Source organism: Epilithonimonas zeae (assembly GCF_900141765.1).
Lineage (GTDB): Bacteria > Bacteroidota > Bacteroidia > Flavobacteriales > Weeksellaceae > Epilithonimonas > Epilithonimonas zeae.
The window spans coordinates 801,906-825,014 of record NZ_FSRK01000001.1 but is presented as its reverse complement, the minus strand read 5'-3'; the positions used below and the strand labels follow the sequence as shown (position 1 = coordinate 825,014).

The window sequence follows — 23,109 nt, the reverse complement described above, 5'->3', positions numbered from 1 at the left end:
TAATGGTCAAATTACAATGACTCATAAGTTTCATCAATCAGAAAACTAAAAGCTTTTTTAATTTTCGCACGTCCCTCTTCAGTTTTCAAGTCTATCCCGCAAAAAATGCTACCGTTCATTTCTGAGTATAAATTTAAGTAATAAGCACCCGAGACCAAGATCGCCATTACAGCACGAAAATCTTCACTTTTATCCTCGAAATATGGATCTGTTATATGTTTGAACAAAATTTCGCCATTTTCCTCCTGTCCTTCTGTCAATTTTCTAAGTGAAGTTCTTTCTTCAGACAAACGCCAAAGCAGAATCTTTTGCAACTCTTTATTAACAGAAACAAAATCGAATTGTTCAGACATCATTTGTTTTGCAAATTCTTTTCCGCCATCGGTAATTTCCACTGCTGAATCTTCTTCTTTTACATTGCTCCAAAAGTCTTGCGTTTTGATATACTCATCTAAAAGCTGTTCCGTTCCACCGAAATAATTATAAATCAGTTTCTTGTCAAGCCCTGCTGTGGTAGCAATTTCATTAACCTTAAGATATTTGTAACCTTTTGTTTTTAAAATAGTTCCAACAGCATCCATAAACTGTTGTTTACTTTTTTCTTTACTTTTTACTCGCGGTTTCGTATTCTTTTCCATCATCAATTTTAAAATCTTTGCAATATTAACAATTTTTATTATCACCATTTGGTGACTTTGATTATATTTGTGCGATTTTAAGCCTTGGCTCAATTTCAAATTCTTTAAAAACTATTACAACTAATAACCATGAGAACTCATTTTATCCTGATTTCGTTTTTTAGTTTTACTTTAGGTTTTTCTCAAAATAAACTGCCCATTGTAAAATCAAATACGAAACTGGTTAAAATAGTTGAAAACAAAGAATTGGTAACCGAATGGAATCTTTTTCCAGACACAAAACCAGACACTTACGTTAGCGGCAAGAACACAAAATCAGGAAACATCAAAATCGTAATAGATATTGATTCGTTAGAAATTAACCTCAAAACAAGAATTTGATTTCATTGTTTTACTCAATGACAAAGACTCTTGTTATACGCAATTCAAAGGCTTAGAAGTCAAAAATTTCGCCAACGAAAAACCTTCAAAGAAAACTACAATCCCTTTTGTATTATCGGTTGACAATATCAAATCTTAAGATATTTTTGAGTATTAACAATAATGGCAACAATTCTAATGTTACATTTTATTTTAAAATCCACAACAATTATTTATTATTTTTGAGATAAATAAATCTCGAATGTCCAAAATCAAGTTATTCCTTTTTTGCAGTTTTCTTTCTATAGGATTCAAATCTCAGGAAATCAATGACTGGATTACAAATCCTGTAGATTACGTTAATCCATTGATGGGAACTCAATCTTCCTACGAATTATCAAATGGCAATACTTATCCAATTATCGGATTACCTTGGGGAATGAATTATTGGACGCCGCAAAACGGAAAAAATGGAAATGGCTGGCAATATACTTACAATTCGAATAAAATCCAGGGTTTTAAACAGACACATCAACCTTCACCTTGGATGAATGATTATGGACAATTCTCCATTTTACCAATCGTTGGAAATCCCGAAATTGACCAAGAAAAAAGAGCAAGTTGGTTTTCTCACAAAACAGAAATTGCCAATCCTTATTATTACAAAGTTTATCTTGCAGATTACGATGTCTGGACGGAAATTGCACCTACAGAACGTTCAGCAATGATGCGTTTCACTTTTCCGGAAACCAATCAGGCTCAAATTCTTTTGGATGCTTTTGACCGAGGTTCTTACGTAAGAATTATTCCGTCTGAAAGAAAAATTATTGGGTATTCTACAAGATATGCGAGAGGAAAAATGGAGAATTTCAAAAATTACTTTGTTATTCAGTTTGACAAAGATTTTGTTTCCCAAAATGTCTGGAGCGGAACAGAAATCCAAAAATCGATTCTTGAAATCAAAGCTGATCACGTGGGAAGTCTGGTCAAATTTCCTCACCTTAAAAAAGGAGAACAAATCACAATCCGAGTCGCATCATCGTTTATCAGTCAGGAACAAGCAGAAATTAATCTGGAAGAATCCAAAGGTAAATCTTTTGACCAGGTAAAATCCGAAGCCAAAGAAATCTGGAATCTGACATTGAATAAAATCCAAATCAAAGGTACAACCATCGATCAGGCAAGAACTTTCTACAGCTGTCTTTACAGGAGCGTCCTATTTCCTCAAAAACTTTATGAGAAAGACAGAAACGGAAACATCCAACATTACAGTCCTTACAACGGGAAAATAATGCCTGGTTATTTATTCGGAGGGACTGGCTTTTGGGATACTTTTCGAGCGCTCTATCCTCTTCTAAACTTGGTTTATCCGTCTATGAATGTTGAAATGCAAAAAGGTCTGATTTCAGCTTATCAGGAAGGCGGTTTTTTACCGGAATGGAGCAGTCCGGGATTTGCAGATATTATGATTGGCAACAATTCGGCTTCGGTTGTTTCTGAAGCTTATCTCAAAGGTCTTAGAGGTTATGATGCAGAAATTCTTTGGCAAGCTCTGAAACATGGCGCTAATAACGAAGGTCCAATGAGCGCGGTCGGCAGAAAAGGTGTAGCTGATTACAATTCTATCGGTTATGTTCCAACTGATACAGGAATCAATGAAAGTGCAGCTAGAACTTTGGAATATGCTTATGATGATTACGCCATCTACGAATTCGGTAAAGCTTTGAATAAATCGGAAGAAGAACTGGAGCCCTTCAAATCAAGAGCAATGAATTACAAAAAGCTTTTCGACCCGAAATATAATCTGATGAGAGGTAAAAAGAAAAATGGCGAATTTCAGGAAAACTTTGATCCTTTCGAATGGGGAAATGCTTTTACAGAGGGCAACAGCTGGCATTACACTTGGAGCGTTTTTCAGGACATCAATGGATTGAAGGAATTAATGGGTGGAAAACAACAATTTGTTAAAATGCTGGATTCAGTGTTTGTGATGCCACCGACATTTAATACCAATTATTATAAAGAAGTCATCCACGAAATGCGCGAGATGCAGATTGTAGGAATGGGACAATACGCGCACGGAAATCAACCTATCCAACATATGCTTTATTTGTATAATTATGCCGGTCAGCCTTGGAAAACACAATATTGGGTAAGACAAGTGATGGACAAATTATATAAGCCAACGCCAGATGGCTATTGCGGAGATGAAGACAATGGGCAAACTTCCGCCTGGTATGTTTTTTCGGCTTTAGGATTCTATCCCGTTACGCCAGCGAGTACACAATATGTTCTGGGTGCACCACTTTTTAAATCTATTAAAATCAATCTGGAAAATAGTAAAGCCATTCAAATTGAAGCGCCTAAAAATTCGGAAAATAACATTTACATTAATCAATTAAAATTCAATAGTAAAAATTATTCTAAAAACTGGATTGATCATTTTGAGCTGTTGAAAGGTGCAAAATTAAAATTTGACATGAGTTCAAAACCCAATACAGAAAGAGGAATTCAGGATTCTGACGCACCCTTTTCTATGAGCACACCTGACAAATAGCATATAAATAATTTCCGCAAATCATTTTACCATCATTTTTTTCACTAATTTTATTTGATTAAACCCTTTTTGAATGAAAACACTTTTACTTGTTAGGCATTCCAAGAGCGATTGGCCGGAAGATATGGATGATTTTGACCGTCCCTTGACTGAGCTTGGAAAAACAAACGCTCCAAAAATGGCTCGTTTGCTCAAAGATAAATCCGTAGAAATAGATACTTTCATTTCCAGTCCTGCAAAACGGGCGTTGCATACGTGCGAATTATTTTCGGAGGTTTTCGGAAAACCTTACTCAACAGAGAAAACTCTATATAATCCTCGCGAGGCCAGTTTTGAAAATTTGATTTACAGTTTAGACGACTCTATCAATTCTGTTGCGTTATTTTCACATAACAACGGAATATCAAATTTCGCCAATTCCCTCACCGACGAGATCGTAAATCTCCCAACTTCCGGCGTAGTCGCTTATCAAATCGATTGCGATAAATGGAGTGATTTCGAAATGGCAAAAAAAAAGTTTCTGTATTTCTATTCGCCTAAGAATTTTAATCAATAAAATAATTCGGGCAGCTTAATCCGTCTTCCACTCCCGCTTTTTTCTTTTTTATCAAAAAGAAAAAGAGCTCCGTTCAAGCCGGGCCGCGTACAATTCAATGTTCCAAATACAATTAAATAAAAAAACGCCCAGATTTGGGCGTTTTCTAATTATATGATTAGAAATTTATATTTCTAAAGCTTTCTGATAGGCATTCTCAATTCCGTCAAGATTTTTTCCACCAGCAGTAGCAAAACCTGGATTACCGCCGCCACCGCCTTGGATTTCTTTGGCTAATTCCTTTACGATATTTCCGGCGTGGTAATTAGCTTCCAAATCCGCAGAAACACCAACTGTAATCATTGGTTTCTCTCCAGCATCAGAAATGATAATCGTTACAGAATTTGGGATTTCTTTTTTCAATTGGAACACGATATCTTTTACAGAACCAGCGTCCAGAGAAGTTTTCTTAACTAATAATTTTTTTCCGTTTTTATCTTCGAAATCATTTTTCAAATTTTGGATTTCGCCTTTCGCTTTTTCTTTTTTGAAAGATTCGATTTCAGACTTCAAAGCAGAATTTTCCTCCAGCAATTTCTCAATTGATTTTGCCAAATCTTTCGATTTTAACAATTGAGAAATCTCTGTAAACTGAGTTTCCAAATTCTTGAAATATTCTTCTGATTTCTCACCGGAAATAGCCTCAATCCTTCTGATTCCAGCCGCAGCAGAACTTTCAGAAACGATTTTAAAATGGCCAATTTCACTTGTAGATTTAACGTGCGTTCCGCCACAAAGTTCTTTAGAACTTCCAAATTGAATCATTCTGACATTATCACCATATTTCTCACCAAACAACGCCATTGCACCTCTATCCAAAGCCTCCTGAATCGGAATATTTCTGAATTCCTGCAATACCAAATTTTCCTTGATTTTAGCATTCACTTTTGATTCCACCAAAGCCAATTCTTCTTCAGACATTTTAGAAAAATGAGAAAAATCGAATCTCAAATAATCCGGACCAACATACGAACCTTTTTGCTCAACGTGTGTTCCAAGAACTTCTCTCAAAGCTTCGTGCAACAAATGCGTCACCGAATGATTAGCTTGAGAATTCTTTCTGTCAGCAACATTTACTTTAGCATAGAAAACTGCGCCAGCATCTTTTGGAAGCGCATTGATTAAAGAGATAATCAATCCGTTTTCTTTTTTAGTTTCAAGAACTTCGAAGCTTTCGGTTGCATTTTCAAGCGTTCCTTTATCGCCAACTTGTCCTCCACCTTCAGGATAGAAAGGCGATTCACTCAATACAACCTGATAAAATTCGCCGTCTTTATTTTCTATTTTTCTGTAACGTGTGATATAAGTTTCCGATTCTAATTGATCATAACCTACAAAGTTTTCAGGTTTTTCCTCAAGAATAACCCAATCATAAACTTTCGCTGCCGAATCTTTTTTGGAACGCTGCTTTTGTTGATTTAAAGCCTGTTCAAATCCTGCTTCATCGATGGTTAATCCTTTTTCTTCTGCGATAATTCTTGTCAAATCATCGGGAAAACCATAAGTGTCATACAATTCAAAAACTTCTTCTGTCGGCAAGACTTTTTTACCTTCAGAAATCGTTTGTTGAATTAATTTATCAACTCTGATTAATCCTGTTTCAATGGTTCTTAAGAAAGATTCTTCTTCACTTTTAATCACTTCGGTGACCAAAGTTCCTTGTTTTTCCAATTCTGGGAAGAATTTACCCATTTGTTTCTGAAGAACAGCAACCAATTGATAAAGGAAAGGTTCTTTTCTATCTAAGAATCGATATGCATAAGAAATTCCTCTTCTCAGAATCCTTCTGATAACATAACCAGCACCTCCGTTGGACGGCAACTGTCCATCTGCAATCGCAAAAGAAACTGCGCGGATGTGATCTACAACTACACGGATTGCAATATCTTTCTCGTCCGTTAAAATCCCTGTATATTTCTTACCGGAAAGTTCTTCAACTTTAGCAATCAAAGGTGTGAAAACATCAGTATCATAATTGGATTCTTTTTGTTGAAGCGCCATACAAAGACGCTCAAATCCCATTCCCGTATCGATATGTTTTGCAGGAAGGTTTTCCAGAGAACCATCTGCTTTTCTGTTGAATTGCATAAATACAAGATTCCAGATCTCAACAACTTGGGGATGATCATTGTTCACTAATTCTAATCCTGAAACTTTAGCTTTTTCTTCTGGAGTTCTTAGATCAACGTGGATTTCGGAACAAGGTCCACAAGGTCCGCTCGCTCCCATTTCCCAGAAATTATCTTTTTTATTTCCATTGATAATTCTATCTTCGGAAATGAATTGTTTCCACAAATTGTAAGCTTCTGTATCACGCTCCAGATTTTCTTTTTCATCACCTTCAAAAATGGTTACGTAAAGGTTTTCTTTCGGAATTTTGTAAACTTCCGTCAACAATTCCCAAGCCCAGGTAATTGCTTCTTTTTTGAAATAATCCCCAAAAGACCAATTCCCCAACATTTCAAACATCGTATGATGGTAAGTATCACGACCAACATCGTCCAAATCATTATGCTTTCCGGAAACTCTTAGACATTTTTGCGTATCGGCAATTCTTGATGATTTCGGTTCTTTATAGCCTAAAAAATAATCCTTGAACTGCGTCATTCCAGAGTTGGAAAACATCAGTGTTGGATCGTCTTTCAGGACAATTGGCGCAGAGGGAACAATCAAATGTTCTTTGCTTTTAAAAAAATCTAAAAATTGCTGTCTTATTTCTTGTGAAGTCATTTTAGTTGTTGGTTGTTGGTTGTTAGTTGATGGTTTTTATTCTCAACTTTTGGTTGGCAAATTTAATGATTTTGAAGAGATTCTTTGATACTTAACATTGAAATATTTAATAATATCAAAAATCCGAAAATGAGATAGATAGCTTCTTTTGGAAGTTGCGAGGCTTGATAGGAAAATTTTTGAAAACCTTCATAATAATCACTTTCTTTATAACTGTAATACATATTATCATTTCCATAAATCATATCATAACCTCTTTCAATTTTGTTTGGATCTTTGTAATCAATAATTGCAAACAAATGTCCTGTTTTATTCAAATCTAAAGTCCACATCTCTTGTTTTGATAGATTGAAATCTGTCATAATGGAAACCAAATCATCATAAGAATTCTCGTCATTCAAAACAAATTCAATTCCTGTTTTCTTTTGATTTCTTTTCTGAAGACTTATTAATTCAGAAACATATAAATCAGAATTTTCCCTTGCTGTATTGGGTTTTACAATGATTTTTTTATAGTTCCAATTTCTTAAAGGTTCGAAAGAATATTCATAACTCCATTCTCGAGAGCTGTCAATTTTTGTGGGCAAACCAATATCAATACCGCCTATATTTATTTCTTCATACTTTTGATTTCCATAATACCAAAACAGAATCGGAATAATAATGGCACTTATCGAACCGGGAACATAATATATTTTCTTTGGATGTTTCATTTTTATTCAATTATAAATCCACATCAAAACAGGCTTCTTAGAATTTTTCAGCACTGGATCAATTTCTTTGAAAGCTTTGTTGGAAACTGTCGGACAACCCCAACCTTCAGGTGAACCTTTCGGATAAACTTCATCATCGCTCATCATTTCCCAGGAATGGAAAACGATGATTCTTTTGAGCGCATTACTGTTGGTTTCTTCCAAACCGTGCATAAGATATTTTATATTTACGCCCCAATTACTGTAGCCTCTCGCGCCGATTTTATATTTTCCTAATGATGAAAGATGGCTATTATCTTCATTGCTGAAACTTGGATTTTCTTTTGTGTAATCTGCGCTCCAAGAAGAATTTCCGCAACCGTGACCAACTAAATATTCATTGGTAATTTCATCTTTTTTGAAATCATAAATAAAAAAACGTTTCAATCCGGAATGCTGACTCATATCTATCAGGATGCAAAAATCTGTGTTAAAGTTTTTGGCTTTGCAGAATTGTAAAGCTTCTTTGGCTTTTTGATTTGTTTTTGAACTGTCAATTTTAGGTTTAGAAATTACTAAAGAATCTTTTGAACCAGAAATTGGCTTTTTCAAGTTTTCTTTTTGACAAGCTAAAATCAAGACAGAAAAAAAGAGACAAAAAAATGATTTCATTTTTATTTGTAATGCCTAAAAATCCCAAAATCCGTTGGTGACCAGAATGCAGCTTTTTGACCGGCAGCTTTTAGTCCATCATTTGCCCAAGTGTTGCAAGTGTATGTAAAATTGTAACTGCCTTTTGCGTCGTAAAAAGCATCATTATTTCCATAAACTGCATCGGTTTTTATCAGAATATATTTTCCTTCTGAATCTTTATCAAACTTATCATCTATGAATTTGATTAAATCCTGATATTGCTTTTCTGTCAGCATTATCTTTTTGCAATCATCTGCAACAGTCATTTTTTTGTAATAAGTACAATGCATCGCAGAATCGCTGAGCCAGAAAGCGGCTTTAAAAGCAGTAGAAAATTTGAGATCAGCCCAAGTTGGAGTGTCAAGATAAAAACCTTTGTCACCCCAACCGAATGCTATAAAATTCTGATCAGGATCTTTGCCTTTGGTATTTTCGATAGGTAATTTCTGGCTCCAGTCCATATATTTAGTTTTCACAGGCACTACCAAATCGGTATGAACGCCATTAGTCAAAATATAAGCTTCAACTATTTTTGGATCGCTTGTTTCCTCAGCTTTCACGGGAATCATCGGAAGTAACAAACTCAATATAATGTATAAAAAAACGACTCCAATCAAGAAGCCGATTATTTTAAGAATTAGAAATAACATTTTTTTCATTGTATGGTTTTTGCCAGAGCATCGAACTATAAAGTTAACAAAATTTATGACACAAAATCAAAATGTTAATTTTTTTTAATAAATCTTGGTTTTATGAAAATTTTTCTTCAAATTTAATACAGAAATAACACAGAAATATGCCGAAAAAACGCCAATCCAACAAGAGATTAAAAACCAGAGTAAAAGTTGCCCCTAAAAGATCACAGAAAAAACGATAATCTTATTCTGACAAGAAATCAAGATTACGTTTAAGACCTACAAATTTGGTTCTTTTTACCGCCGATTTTCTGAAAACCTTGGAGAAAACTTCTTTGGTAATGTCTTTCCACTCTTGTTTTGTAAAGTTTTTGATCTCAGAATTCGGTCTGAATTTCTCCTCTAATGTAGGAGCTGAAAATCTATTCCACGGACAAACATCCTGACAAATATCGCAACCGAACATCCAATCTTCCATTTTATCTTTGAAAAAATCCGGGATTTGGTCTTTCAGCTCAATAGTAGCGTAAGAAATACATTTGCTTCCATCGATAATTTTATCAGAAACGATTGCTTGCGTCGGGCAAGCATCGATACATTTGGTGCAGCTTCCACAATGGTCTGTTACCACATAATCCTGAATTAAATCCAAATCACAAATAATCTCAGCTAAAAAATAAAACGAACCATTTTTTTTGGTAATAAGATTGGAGTTTTTCCCAACCCAACCAATTCCGGATTTCTTAGCCCAGGCTTTTTCCAATACCGGTGCAGAATCTACAAAAACGCGAAAAGAAAACTCCCCTATTTCTTCCTGAAGTTCTGCAATCATTAGCCTCAATTTGTCTTTGATTACATCGTGATAATCTTCGCCGTAAGCATATTTTGCCAACTTAAAATCTTTATTAGTTTGAATTTCTTCAGGAAAATAATTGTAACTCAGAGAAATAACAGATTTGGAACCTTCTACCAATAATCGTGGATCTAAACGTTTATCGAAATAATTCTCCATGTATTTCATCTCGCCGTGGAAATTGTTCTTCAACCATTGTTCCAAATGCGGTGCTTCTTCTTCCAAAAAATCAGCTTTGGAAATACCACAAGACTGAAACCCGAAAGCCATAGCTTTGGATTTTATCAGATTGCTGTATCTCTCTTTGTTGTTCATTTGGAAATTGCAAAATTAATGTTTTAAAATCATCAATCATAAAATTGATTTTGCAACATAAAAAAGAACTTATTTTATATTAAAACTAATATCTAAAATTTGTATTTTTGTTAGTATTAAAACGTAAAAAATAAATATTATGGCAATAGAAGACGTATTGAAAGCTGGAAATTATCACTTGATTGATGTTCGTGAACCTTTGGAATTGGAAATGGATGGAAATATCGCAGAAGCTAATAATATTCCTTTAGGGGATATAGAAGCGCATATCGATGAAATCAGAGCTTTGGATGGCAACGTAATTTTCTTCTGCAGATCAGGAAACAGATCAGGAAAAGCAACTGAGTTTTACAAATCTCAAGGCTTTGATAATGTCTACAACGGTGGTGGTTATAACGACCTTAGTGCGACTTTAGAGAATCTTTAAGACTACACAAAAAATATAAAGCGGGAAATATTTCCCGCTTTTTTTAGTTTTTACCCCTAGATAACAACCACATTACTAAGCCGATGACACCTACAACTAAAATAATTCCCCACCACATACCGGCTTTGAAAATAGTTTCGACAGCTTCGCAACTTGTCAACATTCCCGCTAATAAGAACAGCGGAATAAAGTTAATATATTTTTTCATAGTATAATATTTGTGAATTAAATTCAAAACTTGAGCCAAAAACAAATAAACAAATCAATTTTATATGATTATGACTATGAAAAATAAAAAAAATCCCTCAGTAATTAATGGAGTTTTTTTTAGTTAGTCGGAATCTCTTTTGGCTGATTCTTATTAGACACTTTCTCTTCTATTTTTTTGACAACATATCCAATTACAATTGGAGCCAGCCAAGTCAAAGCCATTCTTAACAATCTTGATTTCATAATTTAAATTTTGAAAAATCATTACAAGAAATAAGCCATTTTATCTTTTGATTCCCAACAAATAATAGAAACCAGATTCAATAACTTATCTTTGCCGCAAATTAGTTTTATGTCATTCGAAGCGTTAGGATTATCAAGCAATATTATTCGGTCTGTTAAAAAATTGGGTTATCTGAAACCTTTTCCAATCCAAGAACAAGCAGTTCCTGTGATATTGCAAGGTAAAGACTTGATGGGAATAGCACAAACAGGTTCGGGAAAAACAGCTTGTTTCGTAATGCCTATTTTAGAAAAACTACAAAAAACCGAAGTTAAAAAAGACAGAAATGTTCAGGTTTTAATATTGGTTCCTACGCGAGAATTAGCCGTTCAAATTGATGAAGTTTTCCGCGCTTTTACAGATAATCTGAAACGTGAAGTTCGTACAATGGGTGTTTACGGCGGTGTTTCTATCAATCCCCAGATGAAAGGAATGTTTGGTGTAGAAGTTCTTATTGCAACGCCTGGTCGTCTTTTGGATTTGATTGATCATAATGCCTTGAGCATATCCGGAATCAAACATTTAGTTATCGATGAAGCAGACAAAATGTTCCAATTAGGCTTTGGCGAGGAAATGAATAAGCTGTTTGCAATGATGCCTGTTGTGAAACAAACCACTTTATTTTCTGCAACTTTGAATGATAAAGTTTCTGAAATGAAACAAAGATTATCCATCAATCCAACCTTAATCGAAATCAAAAAAGAAGAGGCTGAAATTGATAATATCGAACAATTAGCCTATCACGTTGCACCTGAAAACAAAGGTCCATTTTTAAGATATTTAATCAAAGAAAAGAAGGTCGAGAAAGCTTTGATTTTTGTTTCATCCACAAGGTCTGCAGATAATTTGGTTGAAAAACTAAAGAAAAATAAAATCAAAGCTGTTGCCATCCATAGCCAGAAATCGCAAGGTGCGAGACGAAATAATTTGGAAGAATTCAAGGTTAATGGTGCACAAATTCTAGTAGCCACCGATTTGATTGGTCGAGGAATTCACATCGATGATTTGCCTTGCGTCATTAATTACGAATTACCACGTTCGCCTTTGGATTATATTCACAGAATTGGTAGAACAGGTCGTGCCGGCGAAAAAGGAACAGCCATCAATATTTTAACGGATGACGAATTGCAACATTTCCGAGTAATTCAAAAAAAGATGGGCAAAAAAGTGACTTTGCAAAGGACGGAAGGCTTGGATTTGCACGGTTATTAATCAATTTTTCAGTTCATCAGAAGAGTAATTTTCACTCGCCAGTTTCAAACTTTTAGCAATTCTCTGTTTCAATTTTCGAGGTCCTAGAACTTTGATAAACTCTCCCATTCCGAGAATCATTCTTTCCAATTCAAAGTTTAACTGAACACAAATTTTGAAAGTCGTTCCTGATTCATCTTCTTTGACTATTTCCTGAGAATGATGAAAAGGTTTCGTTTTGACATAAGGCGCGTGCTTTCTGTCGATAAAAAATATTACATTTTGCGGACGTTGTGTTTCTGAAACTGTCGCACCAATGACTTCTCCGAAATATCTGTCCGCATTGAAATCTTTATCAATATAAACAGAATTCTCATCAACCTCAATCTTCTCCATCCGATCCAACGCCAAATTCATCATACTGGATTTATGAAAACAAATTAAAAACCAACGGTTATTATATTCTTTCAATAATTGCGGATGAACCGTAAGGATATTCATCTCTCTGGCTTTGAAACTTTTGTAACAAATCTTCAAGACCTTTTTGTTCAAGATACTTTCATATAAAATATCAATATATTCCAAACCTTTCAATTGTTCGTTTTTATCGAGATGAATAATAGATTTCTGATTCGTAGATTGTATCGAATCTTCCAGTTTTTGAATCACACCATTCATCTCCTTAAACATAGAAAAATCCTTGAATTGTTTTAAAATCTGAACCGCATTATTCATCGCTTTCAAATCATTCTCATTCACAGAAATCTGATGAATGCTGTAATCTGGGTCGCTGTAACGATAAAATCGTTTTTCATAAACCTCAATTGGCGCTTCATATCCGAACTTTTCACTTCGCATATTCTGCAAATCCAATTGAATCGTTCTTTTGCTCACAAAAGATTCTTTCCCTTCAAACTCAAACAACGCTTCGGAACATTCGTCCATCAAATCATCGAGTGTATATTTCCGATATTTGTTTTTAAGGCATTTATCGAGAGTTTTATAGCGGATTAATGCGTTTTTGTTGGATGACATTTGAATTTATTATTTGTAACTTGAAATATTTAAAATAATGACTACGAGCAGAATATGAAAAATTAAAATCAAGTGTTTTAATTTGTTATGTTTTAATATGTCTAACAAATATCCATAAACAGGAAATTGAACAATTCCTAAAATTGTAAATAGAGCCGTAATTGATTGTTGAAAAGTTGTTCCAATCATTCCAAAAGGAAATAAAATAATTGATGGTAAATAGGTTCCATGCCCACCTCCCATAAAAAAAACAACCAATAAAACTAATAGCGGTGTAAAAAGACTAAAAATAATTGTCCATCGAAATTTTCCCATTTTATTTACTCTTCAAAGCTTCTCCTTCAAAAGAAATTCCTTGCCAACCAAACTCAATGAAGTTTCTGATATTCTGATGGTCTGTTCCTTCGGGATTTTGTAAAACATCATCTCTATAAAAATCTCCGAATAAGGCTAGAGTCTCTTCTTTTGAAAACTGGTTCAATCTCGCAAAACTGAAAACCTTGCACGAACCATTATTTTGATTGGCTTCATTGACTGTATTTCCATTCGTGAATTTTGTTGGCGTGAAATCATAATTTTCATCAATGAAAGTAATGACATCTTTGAAATCAATTGTTCCCGGAGAGTTTTTCAGTTGTTCTAAAATCATTTTAATAAAATTTTATCAAAAATAATTAAAATAATTTCAACAACGCAAAAACATTGCGCACTTGTACAATTACTTTGCATCATCAAAACAAACAAAAATGAAAACAATTACAGGAAATGATTTAATAGCTTTAGGATTCACACCGAAAAAATGGTTTGCTGAAGCTTTGGAATATATCAATGAAAATAACCTTAATGAAACTCAAATGAAAGAATATCTGGAACAATTCAAATCTCCGGAACCGATTTCATTATTAGAAAATCCTGTAGAGTTCATCATCAATATCCGAGCGGAAGATGAAAGTGAAAATGACAACGTAGAAAAAGTCATTAACACAATGAATGTCCTAATGAAAACTCCGACTTTGATTGGTGGTGCAATTATGCCGGATGCTTGCCCTACCGGACCCGAAGGTCATATTCCTGTTGGTGGTATTGTCGTAGCAAAAAATGCGATTCATCCCGGATTCCATAGTGCAGATATCTGCTGTTCTGTAATGTTGACAGATTTTGGAAAAGTGAATCCGAAAGATGTTTTGGATACAGCACATTCTATAACCCATTTTGGTTACGGCGGAAGACCACGAGGTGAGCAAATGCCGATGTCTCAGGAATTGATGGATGCTTTCAGAGAAAATCTTTTCCTGAATGACGAAAACCTCATCAGCATCGCACGTTCGCATATGGGAACTCAGGGTGACGGAAACCACTTTCTGTTTGTTGGAATTTCCAAAAATACAGGAAACACAATGCTCGTAACACATCACGGTTCCAGAGCCCCTGGTGCAAAATTGTACGACAAAGGAATGAAAGTCGCCAACCGTTTCCGAATGGAACTTTCGCCTGAGACGTTGAAAGAAAATGCTTGGATTCCGTTTGAAACTGAGGAAGGAGAACAATATTGGGAAGCTCTGCAATTAATCAGAAAATGGACGAAAGAAAACCACGAATCCATTCATAATACGACTTTGGAAAAATTAAATATCGAAAAACAAAACAGATATTGGAACGAACATAATTTTGTATTCAGAGATGGAGATTTATTCTACCACGCGAAAGGAGCAACACCGCTGGACGACAAATTTTTGCCGGATATTACAGGCCCAAGACTGATTCCTCTGAATATGGCGGAACCTGTATTGATTGTTCAAGGGACTACCAACGACAGAAATTTAGGTTTTGCTCCTCACGGCGCCGGGAGAAACTTCAGCAGAACGCAACACAAAAAATCCCTGGCCCACAAAACCATCGATGAAGTGTTCGCCAAAGAAACGCAAGGTCTCGACATCCGTTTCTTCTCCAACGACATCGACATCTCCGAACTCCCAAGCGCCTACAAAAGCGCCCAAAATGTAAGAACTCAAATCGAAGAATACGGACTTTGCGAAGTTCTGGATGAAGTGATACCTTACGGTTGTATTATGGCTGGCGATGTTGGGAAGAATGCACCTTGGAAGAGGAAGAAGAATTTTAGAAAATAAAATACTTACTTTCATAACTTTAAACTGACTATGAAAAATCTCTACAACAAGGGTAAATATCGTTCATTCGAATATGCAAAACATTTGCGTCCATTTCTTAAAAGAATCGGAAACAAAAAATGGCGCAAAACTGAAAAACAGGAAATTGAAAATCAATTAAATGATTTTGTTCGATTTCAGAAAGCCAGAAAGAAAAAACAATTTAAAATTTGGGTAAAAATCACGACAGAAGATAATGTTAGAAAATATTCAGAGTACAAAAATTTCTATTCTGAAAAATCATTTCAAGATTCTATCAAACGAAATTCTGTAACGCATTTTTTTATCCTAAAAAATAAAAACAATGAAAACAAAAATAATAGATAAATTAAAAACTCTTGAAAAAGAGAAAAATATAGAAATACTTTTCGCGATAGAATCCGGGAGTCGTTCTTGGGGATTTGCGTCTCCGGACAGCGATTACGATATACGTTTCATATACAAACATCCGGTTGACTGGTATCTTTCGCCTTGGGAAAAACGGGATACGATAGAATTTATGACGGAAGATGATTTGGACGGTTCTGGTTGGGATTTGAAGAAAACTTTTCATCTGTTAAACAAATCGAACGTTCCACTTTTGGAGCATTTGTATTCGCATATATTTTATGTAAAAAACGATGCATTTTTGGAAAAGATATTACCTTTAGCAAAAGAAGCTTTTTCGCCTGTCGCAGTAGTTTTCCATTATTTATCGATAAGTAAAAAATATTTGGAATCTTGCAACAAAGATGAAGTGAAGCTTAAAGATTATTTCTATTGTTTAAGAACAACTTTAGCTTCAAAATGGGTCGTTGAGAAAGAAACTTTTCCGCCAGTGATATTTCACGAAATGTTAGATTTGTTACCCAAAAATATATTTGATAAAGTTCAATTTTTATTGAATGTAAAATCTGAAAACGGAGAAAAATATTTCCACGCTCAAGATTGGGAACTTTTCGAATATCTTAAATCAGAAATAGAAAATCTTTCAGAAAAAGCGAAAACTTTGAGAGCAGGAAATCTTGATAAATCAGAAGCTGAAAGAATATTTGTAGAATTATTAAAATCGTAAAAATGATAACTATCGATTTTTTAAAACAAAACAACCTTATCCTTTTCGAAGCCATTTCCGGAAGCAAGTCTTTCGGATTGGCGACGGAAAATTCGGATACGGATATAAAGGGTGTTTTTTATCTGCCAAAAGATTTATTCTATGGTTTAGAATATATTCCGCAGATTTCTAACGAAACTAATGATATTGTATATTATGAAATAGGACGTTTTGTTGAACTTCTATTAAAAAACAATCCGAATATTCTGGAAATATTAGCAACGCCGGAAGATTGTATTCTTTACAAAAATTCGATAATGGATAAATTCTGTCAGGAAGATTTTTTGTCAAAACTTTGTAAAGATACTTTTGGAGGATATGCGTCAACTCAAATCCATAAAGCAAGAGGACTTAACAAAAAGATTGTAAATCCTGTTGAAAAAGAACGAAAAGGAATTCTGGATTTTTGTGTGATATTGGAAGATTCAAATTCAATTCCTGCAAAAGATTGGCTGAAGGAGAAAAACTTTTTACAGGAAAAATGCGGTTTAGTAAAAACGCCAAATTCAAAAGGTGTTTTTGCTTTGTTCTATGATGAAATTGGAGATAAAAACTACAATGGAATTTATAAAAATGAAGATTCTAATGAAGTCGGTTTATCTTCTGTTCCTAGAAATGAAAAACCGGAAGCTTATCTATTTTTCAATCAGGATGCCTATTCTACTTACTGCAAAAGCTATAAGGAATATTGGGATTGGGTAGAAAAAAGAAATGAAGACCGATACAATACCAATCAAAAGCACGGCAAGAATTACGACAGCAAAAATATGATGCACACAATTCGTCTTTTGCAATCGGCTGTCAATATTTTCAAGAATAATAAGATTGAAATCCGGGTTAAAAATCGGGATGAACTTTTAAGTATCAAAGCAGGAAATTGGGATTACGATGATTTGCTTTTGTTAGCTGACCAATTAATTGAAGAATTGAATTTGTTAGCTGAAAGTTCTTCTTTGCCAGATTTTCCTGATAAAGAAAAAGCTGAGAGAACATTAATAGAAATTAGAACTCAACTTTACAAATAACACCATCAAAATTCGATGGTGTTATTTTTTATTCAATGAAAAAGTAAAAATAACAAATCATAGTTACCAATGTAATTATCCCTAGCTTTGAGTTGTCTTTAGTTTGAAATCAATTACAGAAAAATGAAGAAATCAATCCTGATATTATTGGCTTTTGCATCACAAATCACTTTTGCGCAATTATCTGCGGATAGTATAAAAGCGATTATCAAACAGGAAGTTGCCAACAAAAGAAGCAAAAGCATTGTTGTTGGAATCATTGATAAAAACGGAAGACAAATCTATTCTGAGGGAGTTTTGAGTGATAAAAATCCCGCTTTGCCAGACGGAAATACAGTTTACGAAATAGGTTCTATTACAAAGGTTTTCACATCTCTCCTATTGGCGGATATGAGTTTGAAGCACGAAGTCAATCTGAATGACCCAATCTCAAAATATCTTCCTAAAAATGTAAAAACCCCGACAAGAAACGGAAAAGAGATTACCTTATCCAATCTGTCTACGCATCGGTCAACTTTCCCGCGTTTCCCTTATAATGTTGACCCGAAAAATCTGGACCAGCCTTACGCAGATTACAATGTGAAGCGATTGTATGAGTACGTTTCTGATTTCAAACCAAGTTTTGAAATCGATTCCAAATGGCAATATTCCAATGTGGCTTACGGTGTGTTAGGCGAAATTCTGACTTCGGTTTCTCATAAAAAGAATTACGAAACCTTTGTAGAAGATGTCATTTGCAAACCTCTAAAGATGAAAAGCACAGTGATTACCTTCACGCCTGAAATCAAAAAAAGAGCAGCAATCGGGCATTCGGAATATGGAGAACCTGTAGATTTTATCGATTTGGGAGCGATTGAAGCCGGCGGCGGTTTCCGTTCCACAGCCAATGATTTGCTGACTTTTGCGGCGGCTAATTTGGGATTTATCAAATCCGATATTTATCCTGCAATGGAACTGACGCATTTGCAGCAAGCCAAAAAAGACGGCAACAGAGGTTATGTCACACTTGGCTGGACTTTATATAACGACGATGGAAAAAATATCATTTTCAAAGATGGCGGAACGCCCGGCTACAGAACGTTTTTAGGGATTGATAAGAAGAATGGATTCGCGGTTGTTGTTTTGTCCAATTCCAATAATGGTGTTACGGATATCGGCAATCACATTATTGATTCGAGTTCCAAGATAACGCCCTACAAATATCCTTGGAAATTGCTGGATTCATTACGAAGAACAATTAATCAATCTGGCGTAGATGAAGGAATTAACCTTTATAAAAAGTTGAAAATTTCGAAAGAACCGGATTTGTATTTCAATGAAAATCAACTCAATTACCTCGGTTACGAATTAAGAAAAGCCAACAGACTAAATGATGCAATTAAAATTTTCGAAATGAATGTTTCCGAATATCCTAACTCTACACTTCCCTACGAAAATCTTGGAGAAATTTATAAAAGAAATAACAACAAGAAAAAAGCAATCGAGTGTTTCAGAAAAGCACAGGAATTGGAACCAGAAAATCCCCGCTGGAAATTTCTGTTAGATAAACTCACAAAGTAAAATCATATCCGTCTCAAAAAGATGGATATTTTTTTTTACCCACTTGTAACAAATCAAAAACTTCCACAACAAATTAATTGATATATCAATAATTGATAAGTCATTTTAAATTTTTAAAACTATGGAAAAATTAGATTCAATCATATTTTACAATATCGATAAAGCCATTAGAGCTTACAGAAATTACGCCCAGAGACAACTAAAAGAAAACGGTTTCAACATCACAATTGACCAATGGCTCATCATCAAAGCAATTCTCGAAAATCCTGAAATTACTCAAAACGAAATCGGAAATCTGGTTTTCAAAGACAATGCATCAGTCACGAGAATTATTGAATTATTGGTGAAGTCGGAATTCATAACACGAGAAGTTCACGCAAACGACCGCAGAAAAACCAATCTCAGCGTCACCAAATCCGGAAAAGAAATCATCGAAAAAGTTCAGAACCTCATCGAGAACAACAGAAGCGTAGCCTTAGAAAATGTTTCAAAATCTGAACTAGAAATAATGAATTCAGCACTTTTAAAAATCTCCGAAAACTGTATCAACACAAAAATAAATAAAACATATCCATCTGCAAAATCAATAAAATCTGCGAGAAATAAAAAATCACTTTTAATCAAAACAACAACACAATGACCAGAATATTTTTAGCCATACTCATTTGGACAGTGTCTTTTTTCACAACCTTGTTTGCACAGTCCAGCCAGAATTTTTCTTTATCAGGAACGATTGATTCCGGCAATGCGAATCAAATAGAAATCAATCTATTCAACTCAGAAAACAAATTGATAAAAACCGAAGTTGCTGACCAAAACGGGAAATTCAGTTTCAATGATTTGATGTCAGGAAATTACAATCTGAAAATCAATAAAAGCGGAGCAGAAGTTTATCAATCTCAAGTTTCCGTCAATGAAAATACCACACTTCCTTCGATTTCACTCAATGAAAAATCAATTGAAGCCGTGACAATCACCAAAACAAAACCTTACATCGAACGACAGGACGGAAAAATGATTCTGAATGTAGAAAACAGCATCGCCTCCACCGGAAATTCAGCTTTCGAAGTGTTGGAAAAAGCGCCAGGCGTCAATATCGACAGCAACGACAATATCAGTATGCGTGGCAAAGCAAATTTGCTCGTTCAAATCGACGGAAAAAACACACCGATGACAGGAACCGACCTTGCCAATTACCTCAGAGGAATCCCGTCTTCCACCGTTGAAAAAATCGAATTCATTACCAATCCGTCTTCAAAATACGATGCATCCGGAACTTCTATCATCAACATCAGACTCAAAAAAGACCAGCGAAAAGGAACCAACGGCAGTCTTTCCACTTCCCTCGGAACAGGAAAATATGTGAAGAACAACAACAGTTTCAGCATCAATCACAGGAACAAAAAAGTGAATCTTTTTGCCAACTACAGCTTTGCTTACAGAGAATTCTTCAACAAATTGACCTTGGACAGAAACTTCTACGAAAACGGAACGTTCCAAAACGCCTACGTTCAGAACAATTTTCTAAAAATGAATTTCCGAAATCACATCGCAAAAGTCGGAATGGATTATTACGCCAACGATAAGAATGTTTTAGGATTTTCAGTTGGTCTTGTGAGCAATAGATTCGACCCGACGAGCAATAATGACACTCAGATTCTGAATCAAAATTACCAGCCCGACGGAACTTTCAACACCAAAAGCAACAACCGCGACCATTGGAAAAATGCGTCTTTGAACTTCAATCACAAATACAAAATCGATTCGCTGGGTTCAGAACTCACGACGGATTTGGATTATATCAATTATTCTAACACGTCGCTTCAAAACTTCAATACAAGAAATTTTGATAATGATGGAAACCTTTCTCCGTCAACTTCGGCTAACCCAAATCCTTATATTTTAAAAGGCGATTTGGACGGAAACCTCAATATTTATTCCTTAAAATCAGACCTTACCAAAGTCTTCAGAAAGAACTGGAAATTGGAGACGGGACTTAAAACGAGTTTTGTAAAAGCGGACAACGACCTTCAGTTTTTTGATGCCAGTTCCGGAACTTCGGTTATTGACAATACCAAAACCAACCATTTCATTTACGAGGAAAACATCAATGCCGTTTATGGAAACGTGATTAAGAATTGGGAAAAATTCAAGGTCAATTTTGGTCTCAGAATGGAAAACACCAACGTGACGGGAAATCAGCTCACCACCAACCAAATCAACAAAAAGAATTACACACAGTTATTTCCAAGTGCCGTTTTTTCTTATGATGTGGATGACAAAAACAGCGTAGAACTCAACTTCAGCAGAAGAATTACCAGACCCAATTACCGTCAGCTCAACCCTTTTAAATTCTATCTGGACCCGACAACCTACCAAGCCGGAAATCCCAATCTCGACCCGCAAACCACAATGAATTATGAGTTCACCTACAGTTTGAGCAACAAGTATTTTGCGACCCTGAGCTACAGCAAAACCAACAAAAACATCACAGACGTTCTGATGCCGATTATCGAGGACGGAAAAACGGTGGTGGTACAGACCAACGAGAATCTCAGTTCCGCTTCCTATTACGGTCTCAACCTGATTGCGCCTGTAAAAGTGACCAAATGGTGGGAGATGAACAACAGTGCCAATTTCTATTACGGCAGTTACACTGGCAATATTTCCGACACCAATATCAAGAATCAGGGGAACTTTACATTTGACCTCAACAGCATCAATTCTTTCAAAATCGGAAATGGTTTTTCGGCAGAACTTTCAGGGAACTACAAAGCCAAAGAAGTCTACGCCTATATGTATCTGAAACCGATGTGGTCTGTAAACATCGGTGCTCAGAAGAAATTCAAGAACAACAGCACGCTCAAGTTTTCTTTCAACGACATCTTCTTCAAGAGCAATCCGGAAGCCCGAAACATCTATTCCGGCTATGTAGAAAACTTCATTGTGAGAAGAGACACCAGAGTGGCAACGCTTTCCTACACTTATAACTTCGGCTCAGGGAAATCTGGACAAGCGAGGAAAACTGGTGGGGCGGATGATTTGAAGCAGAGGGCTGGATAAATGATAAAATCCTAAACATATTGAAATTAATTTAATTCAAAAAAATCCTCTTCTTGTAGTGAAAAGAGGATTTTTCATTATTGATGATATTTTTAAATAAATTTTAATATTATTTTGAAAATAAAAAAGCATTTTCATATTCATTTACTCTTTATTGGTATATTTAAAATCTATTTCCATTAAAACCAAATGATTATGAAAAATTCAAAACCATCCTTATATGAAGCAGCTGCGAAAGTCTGGAAAACGGTTGTAAATAAAGAAACAATTCCTGATACAGAGCAGCTGCATAAACAAATAGAATGGTATAAACGCTTACTAAATGTCTTTCACGCCGGAGACTATTTCTACTATGTTTTTAATATGTACACTACAGAATTTGATGTAATCAGTGATAACATAAGCGAAATATTAGGCTATAACTCCAATGAAATAACGGTCACTTTATTTATGGAAATTATACATCCTGATGACAGATCCTATTTTTTAAGCTTTGAGTCCAAAGTGGTTGAGTTTTTCAAAACCTTACCTTTTGAAAAAGCAAAATATTATAAGGTACAGTATGATATAAGATTAAGAAAAAAGGATGGACGATACATTCGGATCCTGCACCAAGCCGTTCAGGTGGATTATGATGAAAAAAACTATTATCGTACATTATCATTAGATACAGACATTAGCCATATAAAACCAGAAGGCATACCTTGTTTCTCTATCATAGGCTTTGATAATGAACCTTCCTATTACAATATCCAAGTTACAGAAAGATTAACAAAATCATTCGATTTATTTACCAAAAGAGAAAAAGAGATTCTGAAATGTATCGTTGAAGGCAAAAACACCAAAACCATTGCAGATGAGCTTTTTATTAGCATTAATACAGTCAATAATCACAGAAAAAACATACTCAGTAAAGCGGAAGTACATACTCCATTGGAACTCGTATGCAAATCCATAAAAGAAGGATGGATATAAAAATAGCTAGA

24 protein-coding genes are annotated in these 23,109 nt (G+C 35.0%); 13 read left to right on the top strand and 11 right to left on the bottom strand.

The features are described 5' to 3' along the window. Nucleotides 1-11: 11 nt before the first annotated feature. Complete coding sequence (locus tag BUR19_RS03685; RefSeq protein WP_317041446.1) at nucleotides 12-686, bottom strand: TetR/AcrR family transcriptional regulator; 675 nt, start codon at nucleotides 684-686, stop codon at nucleotides 12-14. An 81-nt stretch (nucleotides 687-767) separates the two neighbouring features. Here BUR19_RS03685 and BUR19_RS03680 point away from each other — a divergent pair, with 81 nt between their 5' ends. From BUR19_RS03680 to BUR19_RS03670, 3 genes are all read left to right on the top strand, one after another. After that, entirely contained in the window at nucleotides 768-1,019 is a 252-nt protein-coding gene (locus tag BUR19_RS03680; protein WP_074233562.1) for a hypothetical protein, read from the top strand. Between the two features lie 241 nt (nucleotides 1,020-1,260). Beyond that, the gene (locus BUR19_RS03675) at nucleotides 1,261-3,555 is read left to right on the top strand and encodes a GH92 family glycosyl hydrolase (protein ID WP_074233561.1); all 2,295 of its coding nucleotides are present in this window, start codon (nucleotides 1,261-1,263) and stop codon (nucleotides 3,553-3,555) included. A gap of 73 nt (nucleotides 3,556-3,628) precedes the next feature. Further along, nucleotides 3,629-4,111: a SixA phosphatase family protein gene (locus tag BUR19_RS03670; RefSeq protein WP_074233560.1), complete on the top strand. Its 483-nt coding sequence runs from the start codon at nucleotides 3,629-3,631 to the stop codon at nucleotides 4,109-4,111. A gap of 165 nt (nucleotides 4,112-4,276) precedes the next feature. On the opposite strand, the gene alaS is transcribed toward BUR19_RS03670, so the two are convergent. From alaS to queG, 5 genes are all read right to left on the bottom strand, one after another. Continuing rightward, nucleotides 4,277-6,880, bottom strand: coding sequence for an alanine--tRNA ligase (gene alaS / locus BUR19_RS03665; protein WP_074233559.1), 2,604 nt, complete (start codon nucleotides 6,878-6,880; stop codon nucleotides 4,277-4,279). A gap of 62 nt (nucleotides 6,881-6,942) precedes the next feature. Then, complete coding sequence (locus tag BUR19_RS03660; protein ID WP_074233558.1) at nucleotides 6,943-7,593, bottom strand: hypothetical protein; 651 nt, start codon at nucleotides 7,591-7,593, stop codon at nucleotides 6,943-6,945. Between the two features lie 6 nt (nucleotides 7,594-7,599). Further along, nucleotides 7,600-8,244 carry a murein L,D-transpeptidase catalytic domain-containing protein gene (locus BUR19_RS03655; protein WP_074233557.1) on the bottom strand — a complete coding sequence of 215 codons (645 nt, stop codon included), beginning with the start codon at nucleotides 8,242-8,244 and terminating at the stop codon, nucleotides 7,600-7,602. Between the two features lie 2 nt (nucleotides 8,245-8,246). Further along, entirely contained in the window at nucleotides 8,247-8,924 is a 678-nt protein-coding gene (locus tag BUR19_RS03650; protein WP_074233556.1) for a TIGR02117 family protein, read from the bottom strand. A gap of 220 nt (nucleotides 8,925-9,144) precedes the next feature. Further along, nucleotides 9,145-10,068 (bottom strand): tRNA epoxyqueuosine(34) reductase QueG, encoded by a 924-nt coding sequence (gene queG, locus BUR19_RS03645; RefSeq protein WP_074233555.1) that lies wholly within the window; start codon nucleotides 10,066-10,068, stop codon nucleotides 9,145-9,147. 139 nt (nucleotides 10,069-10,207) lie between these two features. Between queG and BUR19_RS03640 the strand changes: the two genes are divergently transcribed. Then, on the top strand, nucleotides 10,208-10,495 hold the full coding sequence (locus BUR19_RS03640; RefSeq protein WP_074233554.1) for a rhodanese-like domain-containing protein: 288 nt from the start codon (nucleotides 10,208-10,210) through the stop codon (nucleotides 10,493-10,495). A gap of 43 nt (nucleotides 10,496-10,538) precedes the next feature. On the opposite strand, the gene BUR19_RS18890 is transcribed toward BUR19_RS03640, so the two are convergent. Together BUR19_RS18890 and BUR19_RS19190 are read right to left on the bottom strand one after the other, a co-directional pair. Continuing rightward, complete coding sequence (locus BUR19_RS18890) at nucleotides 10,539-10,703, bottom strand: hypothetical protein (protein WP_175565863.1); 165 nt, start codon at nucleotides 10,701-10,703, stop codon at nucleotides 10,539-10,541. A 119-nt stretch (nucleotides 10,704-10,822) separates the two neighbouring features. Then, nucleotides 10,823-10,948: a hypothetical protein gene (locus BUR19_RS19190; RefSeq protein ID WP_262494426.1), complete on the bottom strand. Its 126-nt coding sequence runs from the start codon at nucleotides 10,946-10,948 to the stop codon at nucleotides 10,823-10,825. A 109-nt stretch (nucleotides 10,949-11,057) separates the two neighbouring features. Between BUR19_RS19190 and BUR19_RS03635 the strand changes: the two genes are divergently transcribed. After that, nucleotides 11,058-12,200 carry a DEAD/DEAH box helicase gene (locus tag BUR19_RS03635; RefSeq protein WP_074233553.1) on the top strand — a complete coding sequence of 381 codons (1,143 nt, stop codon included), beginning with the start codon at nucleotides 11,058-11,060 and terminating at the stop codon, nucleotides 12,198-12,200. On the opposite strand, the gene BUR19_RS03630 is transcribed toward BUR19_RS03635, so the two are convergent. From BUR19_RS03630 to BUR19_RS03620, 3 genes are read right to left on the bottom strand one after another with little or no spacing between them, the layout of a single operon-like run. Then, complete coding sequence (locus tag BUR19_RS03630; RefSeq protein ID WP_074233552.1) at nucleotides 12,201-13,214, bottom strand: helix-turn-helix transcriptional regulator; 1,014 nt, start codon at nucleotides 13,212-13,214, stop codon at nucleotides 12,201-12,203. 9 nt (nucleotides 13,215-13,223) lie between these two features. Then, nucleotides 13,224-13,529: a hypothetical protein gene (locus tag BUR19_RS03625; RefSeq protein WP_074233551.1), complete on the bottom strand. Its 306-nt coding sequence runs from the start codon at nucleotides 13,527-13,529 to the stop codon at nucleotides 13,224-13,226. Between the two features lies 1 nt (nucleotide 13,530). Then, nucleotides 13,531-13,863 carry a HopJ type III effector protein gene (locus BUR19_RS03620; protein ID WP_074233550.1) on the bottom strand — a complete coding sequence of 111 codons (333 nt, stop codon included), beginning with the start codon at nucleotides 13,861-13,863 and terminating at the stop codon, nucleotides 13,531-13,533. A gap of 97 nt (nucleotides 13,864-13,960) precedes the next feature. On the opposite strand from BUR19_RS03620, the gene BUR19_RS03615 reads away from it, so the two are divergent. The 8 genes from BUR19_RS03615 to BUR19_RS03580 all read left to right on the top strand — a co-directional run bounded on the left by BUR19_RS03615 (nucleotide 13,961) and on the right by BUR19_RS03580 (nucleotide 23,098). After that, on the top strand, nucleotides 13,961-15,343 hold the full coding sequence (locus BUR19_RS03615) for an RtcB family protein (RefSeq protein ID WP_074233549.1): 1,383 nt from the start codon (nucleotides 13,961-13,963) through the stop codon (nucleotides 15,341-15,343). Between the two features lie 30 nt (nucleotides 15,344-15,373). After that, entirely contained in the window at nucleotides 15,374-15,709 is a 336-nt protein-coding gene (locus BUR19_RS03610; RefSeq protein ID WP_074233548.1) for a hypothetical protein, read from the top strand. Continuing rightward, the gene (locus BUR19_RS03605) at nucleotides 15,687-16,436 is read left to right on the top strand and encodes a nucleotidyltransferase domain-containing protein (protein ID WP_074233547.1); all 750 of its coding nucleotides are present in this window, start codon (nucleotides 15,687-15,689) and stop codon (nucleotides 16,434-16,436) included. Before BUR19_RS03610 ends, BUR19_RS03605 begins: the two co-directional genes overlap by 23 nt. Nucleotides 16,437-16,441: 5 nt before the next feature. Further along, nucleotides 16,442-17,500 carry a DNA polymerase beta superfamily protein gene (locus tag BUR19_RS03600; RefSeq protein WP_074235527.1) on the top strand — a complete coding sequence of 353 codons (1,059 nt, stop codon included), beginning with the start codon at nucleotides 16,442-16,444 and terminating at the stop codon, nucleotides 17,498-17,500. Nucleotides 17,501-17,623: 123 nt separating this feature from the next. After that, nucleotides 17,624-19,060 carry a serine hydrolase gene (locus tag BUR19_RS03595; protein WP_074233546.1) on the top strand — a complete coding sequence of 479 codons (1,437 nt, stop codon included), beginning with the start codon at nucleotides 17,624-17,626 and terminating at the stop codon, nucleotides 19,058-19,060. Nucleotides 19,061-19,181: 121 nt separating this feature from the next. Next, the gene (locus BUR19_RS03590; protein ID WP_074233545.1) at nucleotides 19,182-19,700 is read left to right on the top strand and encodes a MarR family winged helix-turn-helix transcriptional regulator; all 519 of its coding nucleotides are present in this window, start codon (nucleotides 19,182-19,184) and stop codon (nucleotides 19,698-19,700) included. Next, nucleotides 19,697-22,123: a TonB-dependent receptor gene (locus tag BUR19_RS03585; protein WP_074233544.1), complete on the top strand. Its 2,427-nt coding sequence runs from the start codon at nucleotides 19,697-19,699 to the stop codon at nucleotides 22,121-22,123. The genes BUR19_RS03590 and BUR19_RS03585 overlap by 4 nt, the downstream gene beginning before the upstream one ends. A gap of 195 nt (nucleotides 22,124-22,318) precedes the next feature. Then, the gene (locus BUR19_RS03580; protein WP_245799015.1) at nucleotides 22,319-23,098 is read left to right on the top strand and encodes a LuxR C-terminal-related transcriptional regulator; all 780 of its coding nucleotides are present in this window, start codon (nucleotides 22,319-22,321) and stop codon (nucleotides 23,096-23,098) included. Nucleotides 23,099-23,109: the final 11 nt, after the last annotated feature.

Excerpts from the sequence above, each read along its gene's own strand:
- BUR19_RS03685 (WP_317041446.1), bottom strand. The coding sequence starts at position 686 with ATGGTGATAATAAAAATTGTTAATATTGCAAAGATTTTAAAATTGATG.
- BUR19_RS03680 (WP_074233562.1), top strand. The coding sequence starts at position 768 with ATGAGAACTCATTTTATCCTGATTTCGTTTTTTAGTTTTACTTTAGGT.
- BUR19_RS03675 (WP_074233561.1), top strand. The coding sequence starts at position 1,261 with ATGTCCAAAATCAAGTTATTCCTTTTTTGCAGTTTTCTTTCTATAGGA.
- BUR19_RS03670 (WP_074233560.1), top strand. The coding sequence starts at position 3,629 with ATGAAAACACTTTTACTTGTTAGGCATTCCAAGAGCGATTGGCCGGAA.
- alaS (WP_074233559.1), bottom strand. The coding sequence starts at position 6,880 with ATGACTTCACAAGAAATAAGACAGCAATTTTTAGATTTTTTTAAAAGC.
- BUR19_RS03660 (WP_074233558.1), bottom strand. The coding sequence starts at position 7,593 with ATGAAACATCCAAAGAAAATATATTATGTTCCCGGTTCGATAAGTGCC.
- BUR19_RS03655 (WP_074233557.1), bottom strand. The coding sequence starts at position 8,244 with ATGAAATCATTTTTTTGTCTCTTTTTTTCTGTCTTGATTTTAGCTTGT.
- BUR19_RS03650 (WP_074233556.1), bottom strand. The coding sequence starts at position 8,924 with ATGAAAAAAATGTTATTTCTAATTCTTAAAATAATCGGCTTCTTGATT.
- queG (WP_074233555.1), bottom strand. The coding sequence starts at position 10,068 with ATGAACAACAAAGAGAGATACAGCAATCTGATAAAATCCAAAGCTATG.
- BUR19_RS03640 (WP_074233554.1), top strand. The coding sequence starts at position 10,208 with ATGGCAATAGAAGACGTATTGAAAGCTGGAAATTATCACTTGATTGAT.
- BUR19_RS18890 (WP_175565863.1), bottom strand. The coding sequence starts at position 10,703 with ATGAAAAAATATATTAACTTTATTCCGCTGTTCTTATTAGCGGGAATG.
- BUR19_RS19190 (WP_262494426.1), bottom strand. The coding sequence starts at position 10,948 with ATGAAATCAAGATTGTTAAGAATGGCTTTGACTTGGCTGGCTCCAATT.
- BUR19_RS03635 (WP_074233553.1), top strand. The coding sequence starts at position 11,058 with ATGTCATTCGAAGCGTTAGGATTATCAAGCAATATTATTCGGTCTGTT.
- BUR19_RS03630 (WP_074233552.1), bottom strand. The coding sequence starts at position 13,214 with ATGTCATCCAACAAAAACGCATTAATCCGCTATAAAACTCTCGATAAA.
- BUR19_RS03625 (WP_074233551.1), bottom strand. The coding sequence starts at position 13,529 with ATGGGAAAATTTCGATGGACAATTATTTTTAGTCTTTTTACACCGCTA.
- BUR19_RS03620 (WP_074233550.1), bottom strand. The coding sequence starts at position 13,863 with ATGATTTTAGAACAACTGAAAAACTCTCCGGGAACAATTGATTTCAAA.
- BUR19_RS03615 (WP_074233549.1), top strand. The coding sequence starts at position 13,961 with ATGAAAACAATTACAGGAAATGATTTAATAGCTTTAGGATTCACACCG.
- BUR19_RS03610 (WP_074233548.1), top strand. The coding sequence starts at position 15,374 with ATGAAAAATCTCTACAACAAGGGTAAATATCGTTCATTCGAATATGCA.
- BUR19_RS03605 (WP_074233547.1), top strand. The coding sequence starts at position 15,687 with ATGAAAACAAAAATAATAGATAAATTAAAAACTCTTGAAAAAGAGAAA.
- BUR19_RS03595 (WP_074233546.1), top strand. The coding sequence starts at position 17,624 with ATGAAGAAATCAATCCTGATATTATTGGCTTTTGCATCACAAATCACT.
- BUR19_RS03590 (WP_074233545.1), top strand. The coding sequence starts at position 19,182 with ATGGAAAAATTAGATTCAATCATATTTTACAATATCGATAAAGCCATT.
- BUR19_RS03585 (WP_074233544.1), top strand. The coding sequence starts at position 19,697 with ATGACCAGAATATTTTTAGCCATACTCATTTGGACAGTGTCTTTTTTC.
- BUR19_RS03580 (WP_245799015.1), top strand. The coding sequence starts at position 22,319 with ATGAAAAATTCAAAACCATCCTTATATGAAGCAGCTGCGAAAGTCTGG.